This window comes from uncultured Porphyromonas sp., from assembly GCF_934359325.1.
Taxonomy (GTDB): domain Bacteria; phylum Bacteroidota; class Bacteroidia; order Bacteroidales; family Porphyromonadaceae; genus Porphyromonas_A.
Map to the genome: position 1 here is coordinate 1 of NZ_CAKRLH010000078.1, position 7661 is coordinate 7661.

Here is a 7661-nt window from a genome sequence, read left to right on the forward strand (position 1 = left end):
TTGCGCCACCTCTTTATGCCGTTCTCACCCAGATCGAGACAGGACCGTAGGGAGGTAATCGATCCTCCGAGGGCATCACTTTATGCATATTTACCAGCTCCGAGGTGTTGTCTATTCGCTATTTTGTCCAATAATGACTACTTTTGTAGTCGAGAAAAATAGATTATTACTTAGACAACAAATTCATCATGAAAAAGAATGTACTCGTAGCTGCACTGGGGCTGCTCATTGTAGGTGGCTGCATGACCTCATGCAAGCCCAAGAAGAGCGCCTATCGCTCTATGTATGAGAAGGCTCAGCAGCGTGAGGTGGCTCAGCAGAGCACCTACACCCAGGAGGAGCCGATCGTGGTAGCTGACAACTCTGACGTCCGCGAGGAGAGACTCTCTGTCCCCGAGGGCGAGAGTGCACCCAATGGCATCCGCACCTTCAGCGTCTGCATCGGAAGCTTCAAGAACATCACCAACGCCCGCTCACTCCGCGAGCGTATGATCAGTGCCGGCTACAGCGAGGCGATCCTCGCACAGAACGAGTCCGGCATGTACCGCGTGCTGGTCACTGGTCACGACACCAAGGAAGAAGCTGTCCGCTCGCGTGACGCCATCATGCACAAGTACGCTCCTGCCTTCAGCGACGCCTGGATCGTTCGCCGCGCTTACTGATCCGGCATCTGCTTACTAAAAGTATAGCTAAGCCATAGGAGGGGTAGTGTCAGGAGCTCTGACGCTACCCCTCCTTTGTCCTCTATACCGTAATAATAGGATGGTGAATAGGCAGGGCTGACGCGCTTGAGACTCGTCCGTCAGCAGCGTAACGGCATCCGCAAGGATGCCCGATAGGCATCGGTCTTCGCCACTTCGTGGCTCGACCGATGCTCAGGGAGTTTTTTCGTAACCCGACGCCTTGCGGGTCGCCATCACATCGGAGATGAGCGATAAGAGAGACCACCCATCCGCTTGCCTAAGCATCAGCCTCTCTGGCGGGCATCAGGTAGTTTACTGTATAGCTCAGATGCGTCAGCCCTGCGACCCCAAACTAAACCCGGTATTAGTCATCACTATTACCGGGTTTAGTGATCACTAATACCGGGTTTAGAATTCACCGAACTCTATCCAGCTCGATACGATACTCCCCGGCGCCGGGGATGCCCGCTCACTAACTCTCGGTGCGCCAGCAAGGGGTCGTGGGGTTAGGGTGTGCTTCAGTACATCGGTCACTGCTTCGCGGATGACCGATGCCTAAGGAGCGAGCCCCCTTAGGGTGCCGTAGCGAGGGTTTCATATTCCTAATTCTACACCAAATGCAGATTATAGGGAGGGGCGAATCTACACCAAATGCAGATTATAGGGAGGGAAGAGCTTAGCCCCGAAGGGGAGACGCATTTTTTGTAAGGAAAAGGGACGAAGATTGTCTATCGGTGTAAGATTTAGTACCTTTGCGAGGGTAAGAGATGAGAGGACCCCTGAGTCTTCTCATTTTATTTCCATATACAGACCTGATGATAGACGTAAGAGACATACAGTCAGCCCTCGAGGGGTATCTGGCACAGCACGAGGAGCTCTTCCTCGTCGCGGTGGATGTGCGGTCGGGCAACCTGATCAGCATCACCGTGGACAGCGATCACGGCTCCCTCTCACTCGACACGATCACGGAGATCTCGCACTATATAGAGGAGCGCTTCGATCGGGACGTGGAGGACTACGAGCTGACCGTGACGAGTGCCGGGCTCACCTCTCCACTCCGCCTGCCACGGCAGTACCGTAAGTACATCGGGGAGCCTGTCATCGCGACGCTCCGCAGGGGTGGGATCGAGAAGGGTACCCTCCTCGCCGCAGATGAGGAGGGACTGGAGATGGAGGTGATCCGGATGGAGAAGCATGAGGGAGACAAGCGCCGCAAGGCCTACCCCACTCCACTTCGCCTCACATACGAGGAGGTGAAGTCAGTGGTCTATGATCTGAAGATGTGACACTAAAGCGCACTACTATATACATGGCAAAAAAGACACAGGCAACAATGATGGAGGCTCTGGGAGACTACATGAGCCAGAAGGACATCGACCAGGGGACACTCATCAAGGTACTGGAGGAGTCTCTCCGTAGCGCCATCGCCAAGATGTATGGCACGGACAATAACTTCGACGTCATCATCAACCCCGAGGAGGGGGACGTGGAGATCTGGCGAAATCGGATCATCGTCCCCGACGGAGAGGTGACTGATAAGATGAAGGAGGTGTCTGTCTCTGAGGTCCGCTCCCAGGGAGAGGAGGATCTCGAGGAGGGGGAGGAGTACACGGATAAGGTCTCCTTCGAGAGCTTCGGTCGCCGCGCCATCCAGAACCTTCGCCAGTCCCTTGCCTCTAAGGTGCTTGAGCTGGAGAAGGATACGCTCTATGCCAATTATAGTAAGCGGGTCGGAGAGCTGATCACCGCGGAGGTCTATCAGACGTGGAAGCGCGAGCTCCTGCTCCTCGATGGCGATGGCAACGAGCTGATCATGCCCCGATCGCTGATGATACCGAGGGATCGCTTCCAGAAGGGCGACCACGTCACTGCCTGCATCGAGCGCGTAGATTACAATAACAATAACCCGAAGATCATCCTCAGCCGAACCAGCAACGACTTCCTCGCCCAGCTCTTTGCCCGAGAGGTGCCTGAGATCCAGGATGGTCTCGTGATGATCAAGCGGGTCGCCCGCATCCCCGGAGACCGTGCCAAGGTAGCGGTCGAGAGCGTCGACTCTCGCATCGACCCCGTAGGAGCAGTCGTGGGCGTACGCGGATCTCGTATCCGCGGAGTAGTGGCCGAGCTGCGCAACGAGAGTATTGACGTACTCCAGTACACGGACAACGACCAGCTACTGATACAGCGCGCACTCAGTCCGGCACAGAATGCCGACGTCCGGATCAGTCCTGAGGAGAATCACGCAGACGTCTATCTGGCGCAGGAGGAGATCCGCAACGCCGTCGGTCGCAATGGCTTCAATATCAAGCTCGCGATGATGCTGACCGGCTACGAGATCGATATTTACAGAGATGAGAGCCAGGGGCTGGATGAGGAGGATCTTTTCCTCTCTGAGTTTGATGACGAGATAGATCCCTGGATCATTGACCTGCTTGTCGCCATCGGCTGCGACACCGCCAAGAGCGTCCTCCGCCACAGCAGAGAGGATCTGATCCGCGCTACCGACCTGGAGGAGAAGACGGTCGACTATATCCGACAGGTGCTGATGGCTGAGTTTGACGATGATGAGCTACCCGCGGATGAGTTCCCCGACCTGCCCGAGAGGGATCCGCTCTTCCGCCAGCTCCCTGTGGAGCCGGAGGCTGAGGAGGCAGAGACACCTTCATCTACTCCCGAGAGCGAGGATCAGGAGTAAGCAACGGGGAGGGAGACCGACCTCACACACCTGCCAAGTATAAGAATAGACACCGAGACGAGAGAGAAATATATGCCCGCAATCAAATTAAATAAGGTCGCACGAGACTTAAACGTTGGAGTAAGCACGCTCAGCACATTCCTGAGCAAGAAAAACCCCAATGGGGACTACAAGAGTCCCAATACTAAGCTGACTACGGCCGAGCTGAAGACTGTCCTGGAGGAGTACGGTAGCGATCTGAGTGCGGATGATAAGAAGCGACTCACCGAGAGCTACCTCTCTAAGTCCCCCAAAGGCACCACCTCCACCGAGGAGGTCAAGCAGACTGAGCCGAAGGCTGCCAAGCCGGAGCCGACCAGTGAGGCGGCACCTGCCGCCAAGTCTAAGCCCTCCTTCGTCAAGGGACATCTCCAGCTCGATGACAAGGGGCGCGTGATCCCTGTCTCCTCCAAGAGCGAAAAGCCGAAGGAGAAGCCGGCGCCGGAGGTCAAGACTCCTAAGCCGGCTAAGCCCGCCGAGGAGCCGAAGAAGCCTGCCGCTCCGAAGGTGGAGAAACCGAAGGTGGAGCAACCTAAGGCCGAGCAACCTAAGGCCGAGCAACCTAAGCCCGAGGCTCCCAAGGCGAAGGAGAAGCCGGTGGTCGAGAAGAAACCTCAGCCGGACAAGGACACCCAGAAGCCATCAGAGCCCAAGAAGGAGCAGGAGAAGCCGGCCACTGACATCGATGAGACCAAGGAGGAGGACGGAGTATTCCGCATCGGTACGACCGATGATATGGGACTCACTGTAGTCGGCAAGATCGACCTCTCCAAGATAGAGCCTAAGACCTCACGACGCAAGCGGAAGCGGATCAAGGGTAATAAGGTCGACATCGACAAGCAAGCCAAGCAGGACAGCGGCAAGGGTGCCGGCAGGGACAGTAACAACCGCCGCAATAAGGACAACCGGGGTGGTAACAACAACACCGGCAATAACCGCAATAATAAGTCAGCCGCCGCAAATCCGAAGAAAGGACGCAAGAGCCGTCGCCGAGAGGAGCAGCAGGAGATCACTCAGGAGGATATCCAGAAGCAGATCAAGAAGACCATGGCGGCCATGCAGGGACGTGGTCACCGCCCCGGAAAGACCGCAGCACAGTATCGCCGTGAGAAGCGCGAGGCACGTCAGGAGGAGGCTGAGGAGCTGATGAGAGCGCAGGAGGGCGAGAGCAAGAAGCTCAAGCTGACTGAGTTCGTTACTGTCAACGACCTCGCCAAGATGCTCGACATTCCCGTCAATGATATCATCGTCTACTGCTTCAATCTCGGGCTTATGGTCTCGATCAACCAGCGTCTGGAGAAGGACCAGATCGACCTTATCCTCGACGAGTATGGCTACGAGGCGATCTACGTCGACGCTCAGGCTATGCAGGCGATCGAGACTCAGGAGGACAAGCCGGAGGATCTGGAGCCGCGCGCTCCGGTGGTGACCGTGATGGGTCACGTCGACCACGGTAAGACCTCACTTCTCGATGCCGTCCGCAAGTCCGACGTCATCTCCGGCGAGGCGGGTGGTATCACCCAGCACATCGGTGCCTACAGAGTGACCCTCGAGGGAGGACGCAAGCTCACCTTCGTCGATACTCCCGGACACGAGGCCTTTACCGCTATGCGTGCTCGCGGAGCCAAGGTGACCGATATCGTCATCATCGTCATCGCAGCCGATGACGGTATCATGCCTCAGACTAAGGAGGCCATCTCTCACGCCTCGCTGGCCGGCGTGCCGATCGTTTTTGCCATCAATAAGGTGGACAAGCCGGGAGCCAAGCCGGATATGGTACGCGAGCAGCTCGCTGCCATGAATTATCTCGTAGAGGAGTGGGGAGGTAAGTATCAGTGCCAGGAGATCTCCGCCAAGAAGGGGATCGGTGTACAAGACCTGCTGGAGAAGGTTCTCTTAGAGGCTGACCTCCTCGAGCTGAAGGCCAACCCGAATAAGCTCGCCAAGGGGTCCGTCCTCGAGAGCACACTCGAGCAGGGTCGCGGCTATACGACCAAGGTCCTGATCCAGGAGGGTACGCTTCGCAATGGAGACTACATCGTCGCCGGAGCCAACTATGGTCGCGTGAAGGCGCTCTTCGATGAGTACGGCGAGACCGTCGAGTCCGTCGGCCCCTCTATGCCGGTCAAGGTACTTGGACTCAATGGTGCTACGCCTGCCGGTGAGACCCTCAATGCCCTCGAGACAGAGTCTGACGTGAGAGACATCGCCCGTCAGCGCGAGCAGCTTCAGAGGGAGCAGAAGGAGCGCACCCAGCACCTGCCGAGCCTGGAGACCTTCAGCCGACAGATCAAGGACGGCGAAGTGCAGGAGCTCAATATCATCGTCAAGGGAGATATGGACGGATCCGTCGAGGCGCTATCCGACTCCCTGGTCAAGCTCTCGACTGAAGAGATCCGCGTAAACGTGATCTACAGTGCTGTCGGAGCTATCAGCCAGAGCGATGTAGATCTCGCGGCTGCCTCCGATGCGCTAATCGTAGGCTTCCAGGTACGTCCCGCTCAGGGCGCCAGGCGCGCTGCTGAGGACGAGGGAGTGGAGATCCGCTTCTACTCGATTATCTATGATGCGATAGAGGACGTCAAGTCCGCTATGGAGGGCATGCTCTCTCCCGAGATCAAGGAGCAGGTCACGGCGACCCTCGAGGTACGCAAGGCCTTCCGCATCCCCAAGGTGGGTACCATCGCCGGATGTATGGTGGAGCATGGCAAGGTGTCGCGTGACAATAAGGCTCGCGTGATCCGCGATGGCATCGTGATCCATACCGGTCCGCTGGTGAGCCTGAAGCGCTTCAAGGACGATGTCAAGGAGGTAACCACCGGTCTGGAGTGCGGTCTCTCTATCAAGGACTACGACGACATCCAGGCAGGAGATCAGATCGAGACCTTCGAGGAATTCACAGTCAAGCGTAAGCTCGAGTAATACGACAGTAGCAGCAAGGGAGAGCGCAAGATGCCGTGGTTTGATATCGCAGTCGGCTTACTATTGCTCAATGGGCTCTTTGCGGGGTGGCGTATAGGATTTTTCGCCTCTGCCCTCCGCTGTCTGAGCCTTGTCCTTGCCCTCTATCTCACTGGGCTGATACGGTCAGCGATCTCCTTTTCGCCATCGATCTCGGTGCTCTCCATTGTGATCACCTTTGCGGTGGCTCTCTGGCTCAGCCGTCTGCTACTGGATCTAATCACCGGCTCCTCCTACGGGCGCTTCGGACTACCTGACAGCCTCCTCGGGGCACTGACCAATGCGCTCTTCACGGGAGTGATGCTCTGGATAGCCTGCGCAGTGGTTCTGAGTCTCAATCCCGATACGGAGTGGATCCGAGACTCTCAGGCCTACCCACTCTTAGATGAACTGGTCGAGCCAATTGCTCCCTCGCTTAGGGATGCACTGAGCCCCACCCCACCCTTAGAGCCACCCGCGGCAGAGGTCACTGATCTCTGACGGAGGTGGCTATTTTTTTCCTTCCCTCCTCGGAGGGACTATATATACTCTATGAATAACGAACAGATAAGCGACCTCTTAGACGAGCGAGACGAGTACAAGTACGGCTTCACCACCGACATCGAGACGGAGTACTTGCCTAAGGGGATCGATGAGAATATTGTGCGCACCATCTCTGAGATGCGCCACGAGCCGGACTGGCTGCTGGACTTCCGTCTCAGAGCCTTCCGTGCTTGGTCCAAGATGAAAGTACCCACTTGGGGGCACGTAAAGCTCCCGGAGATAGACTTCCAGGACATCATTTACTTTGCCCGACCAAAGCAGAAGAAGTCTGCCGACGAGCCAATGGACCCAAAGCTGGAAGAGACCTTCGAGAAGCTTGGCGTCCCGGTCATGGAGCGGAAGATCCTCGCCGGTTATGCCGTCGATGCGGTCATGGACTCGGTCTCCGTCCGCACCACTTTCCGCAAGCAGTTAGCGGAGAAGGGGGTGATCTTCTGCCCCATCAGTGAGGCAGTCAGGGAGCATCCCGACCTGGTACGGAAGTACCTCGGGACGGTGGTTCCCCCGACGGATAATTTCTTTGCTGCACTCAATTCGGCGGTCTTCGGTGACGGCTCATTTGTCTACATCCCTAAGGGCGTCCGCTGCCCTATGGAGCTGAGCTCGTACTTCAGGATCAATGCACTGAATACGGGACAATTTGAGCGCACCCTGATCGTAGCCGAGGACGACTCCTACGTCTCCTACCTCGAGGGCTGCACCGCCCCGCAGAGGGACGAGAACCAACTCCACGCTGCCAT

The 7661-nt window shown here is 56.9% G+C and carries 5 protein-coding genes and 1 pseudogene; all 6 read left to right on the forward strand.

Annotated features, from left to right (window positions below; translation table 11 throughout):
* Window positions 1-188: 188 nt before the first annotated feature.
* On the forward strand, window positions 189-662 hold the full coding sequence (locus Q0F21_RS04250) for an SPOR domain-containing protein (protein WP_297237712.1): 474 nt from the start codon (window positions 189-191) through the stop codon (window positions 660-662).
* Between the two features lie 836 nt (window positions 663-1498).
* The gene (locus Q0F21_RS04255) at window positions 1499-1969 is read left to right on the forward strand and encodes a ribosome assembly cofactor RimP (protein WP_297237714.1); all 471 of its coding nucleotides are present in this window, start codon (window positions 1499-1501) and stop codon (window positions 1967-1969) included.
* Window positions 1970-1992: 23 nt separating this feature from the next.
* Window positions 1993-3378 (forward strand): transcription termination factor NusA, encoded by a 1386-nt coding sequence (gene nusA, locus Q0F21_RS04260; protein ID WP_297237715.1) that lies wholly within the window; start codon window positions 1993-1995, stop codon window positions 3376-3378.
* A gap of 72 nt (window positions 3379-3450) precedes the next feature.
* On the forward strand, window positions 3451-6339 hold the full coding sequence (gene infB / locus Q0F21_RS04265; RefSeq protein ID WP_297237717.1) for a translation initiation factor IF-2: 2889 nt from the start codon (window positions 3451-3453) through the stop codon (window positions 6337-6339).
* Window positions 6340-6369: 30 nt separating this feature from the next.
* A complete protein-coding gene (locus Q0F21_RS04270; RefSeq protein ID WP_297237719.1) occupies window positions 6370-6858 on the forward strand; it encodes a CvpA family protein in 489 nt (162 codons plus the stop codon).
* A gap of 51 nt (window positions 6859-6909) precedes the next feature.
* A pseudogene (locus Q0F21_RS04275) lies at window positions 6910-7661 on the forward strand (Fe-S cluster assembly protein SufB); the annotation flags it as partial.

What these genes read in the sequence shown, in the direction of transcription:
- Q0F21_RS04250 (WP_297237712.1), top strand. Translation starts at nt 189, where the DNA reads ATGAAAAAGAATGTACTCGTAGCTGCACTGGGGCTGCTCATTGTAGGT.
- Q0F21_RS04255 (WP_297237714.1), top strand. Translation starts at nt 1,499, where the DNA reads ATGATAGACGTAAGAGACATACAGTCAGCCCTCGAGGGGTATCTGGCA.
- nusA (WP_297237715.1), top strand. Translation starts at nt 1,993, where the DNA reads ATGGCAAAAAAGACACAGGCAACAATGATGGAGGCTCTGGGAGACTAC.
- infB (WP_297237717.1), top strand. Translation starts at nt 3,451, where the DNA reads ATGCCCGCAATCAAATTAAATAAGGTCGCACGAGACTTAAACGTTGGA.
- Q0F21_RS04270 (WP_297237719.1), top strand. Translation starts at nt 6,370, where the DNA reads ATGCCGTGGTTTGATATCGCAGTCGGCTTACTATTGCTCAATGGGCTC.